Source organism: Curtobacterium sp. B18 (assembly GCF_000333375.1).
In the GTDB taxonomy this organism is placed as follows: domain Bacteria; phylum Actinomycetota; class Actinomycetes; order Actinomycetales; family Microbacteriaceae; genus Curtobacterium.
In genome coordinates, this window is sequence record NZ_BACZ01000712.1 from 1 (window position 1) to 2,020 (window position 2,020).

Sequence of the window (2,020 nt, forward strand, 5' to 3'; positions counted from 1 at the left end):
TCGCCGGCAGCGCGTCGTCGTCCGCTGCGATCTCACGTCCCGCTCAAGGACGGCGTGATCACGGACGACGGCCGCGTCCGGGCGTCACTGACAACCCTGGACACCCTGATCACCGCGGGCGCCCGCGTCATCGTGATCTCCCACCTCGGTCGCCCGGACGGCGAACCGAAGCCGGAGTTCTCGCTGGCACCGGTCGGCCAGCGGCTGTCCGAGCTGCTCGGGAAGCCGGTCACGTTCGTCGGCGAGACCGTCGGCGACGAGGCGACCGCCGCCGCCGAGGACCTCGAGGACGGCGACGTCCTGCTGCTCGAGAACCTCCGGTTCAACCCGGAGGAGACCTCGAAGGACGCCGACGTGCGGAAGGCCTTCGCGGACCGCATCGCGGCCCTCGGCGACGCCTTCGTCTCCGACGGCTTCGGGGTCGTGCACCGCAAGCAGGCATCGGTCTACGAGCTCGCCTCGGCACTGCCGTCGGCCGCGGGTTCGCTCATCGAGACCGAGCTCGGCGTGCTCGAGCGCCTCACCACCTCGCCGGAGCGCCCGTACACGGTCGTCCTCGGCGGGTCCAAGGTGAGCGACAAGCTCGGCGTCATCGACCACCTCCTGCCCCAGGTCGACACCCTGTGCATCGGTGGCGGCATGCTCTTCACGTTCCTCGCGGCCCAGGGCCACGGGGTCGCGAAGTCGCTGCTCGAGCAAGACCAGCTCGACGTCGTCCGCGAGTACCTCTCGCGGGCGAAGGAGCTCGGCGTGACGATCGACCTGCCGACGGACGTCGTCGTGGCGTCCGGGTTCTCCGCCGACGCGTCGCACGAGACCGTCGCCGCGGACGCGATCGAGTCGTCGTCCTTCGGGGCGGACGGCATCGGCCTCGACATCGGCCCGGAGACGGCGGCGCGGTTCGCGTCCGCGGTGTCCTCGTCGAAGACCGTGTTCTGGAACGGCCCGATGGGCGTGTTCGAGTTCCCGGCCTTCGCGGCCGGTACGAAGACCGTCGCCACGGCCCTGACCGAGGTCGACGGCCTCGGTGTGGTCGGCGGTGGCGACTCCGCGGCGGCCGTCCGGTCGCTCGGGTTCTCGGACGACCAGTTCGGGCACATCTCGACCGGTGGCGGAGCGAGCCTCGAGTTCCTCGAGGGCAAGTCGCTGCCCGGTCTCGAAGCACTGGGGTGGTCCCGATGAGCCGTACTCCGCTGATCGCCGGCAACTCCGGGGAGGATGCAGCATGAACCGCACCCCCTTGATCGCCGGCAACTGGAAGATGAACCTGGACCACCTTCAGGCCATCGCCACGGTGCAGAAGCTCGCCTGGACGCTGAAGGACGCGCGTCACGACTTCGACGACGTCGAGGTCGCGGTGTTCCCGCCCTTCACCGACCTCCGCAGCGTGCAGACGCTCATCTCGGCCGACAAGCTCCCGATCCGCTTCGGCGCGCAGGACCTCTCGCAGCACGACTCCGGTGCCTACACCGGCGACGTGTCGGGTGTGTTCCTGGCTGCGCTCGACGCGCAGTACGTCATCGTCGGTCACTCCGAGCGGCGCACCGTCCACGGTGAGACCGACGAGGTCGTCGCCGCGAAGACCGCCGCCGCCGTCAAGCACGGCCTCGTGCCGGTGGTCTGCGTCGGCGAGACGGGTGAGCAGCGCGAGGAGCGCGGCGCCGGTGTCGTGCCGGTCGAGCAGCTGCAGGTCGTCCTCGACGCCGTGCAGCCGTCCGAGATCGTCGTGGCGTACGAGCCGGTCTGGGCGATCGGCTCGGGCCAGGCCGCGACCGCCGAGCAGGCGCAGGACGAGTGCGCGGCGATCCGCCGTGGCATCGCCGCCGCCTGGGGGGACGAGGCCGCTGCGGCGACCCGCGTCCTCTACGGCGGTTCGGTGAAGTCGGGCAACATCGCCGGCTTCCTGCGCGAGCCCGACATCGATGGCGCGCTCGTCGGCGGCGCCTCGCTCGACGTGCAGGAAGTCGCGGCCATCGCGCGCTTCCCGCAGCACGTCGGACTCTGATCCACCGGTCACAGG

At 70.9% G+C, this 2,020-nt stretch carries 1 protein-coding gene and 1 pseudogene; both read left to right on the plus strand.

Translation table 11 applies throughout. From position 1 onward, the window contains the following. Nucleotides 1-1,182, plus strand: a pseudogene (locus I5E_RS22195) (phosphoglycerate kinase); the annotation flags it as partial. A 43-nt stretch (nucleotides 1,183-1,225) separates the two neighbouring features. Beyond that, nucleotides 1,226-2,005, plus strand: coding sequence for a triose-phosphate isomerase (gene tpiA, locus I5E_RS19055; protein WP_022908391.1), 780 nt, complete (start codon nucleotides 1,226-1,228; stop codon nucleotides 2,003-2,005). The last annotated feature ends 15 nt before the right edge of the window (nucleotides 2,006-2,020 follow it).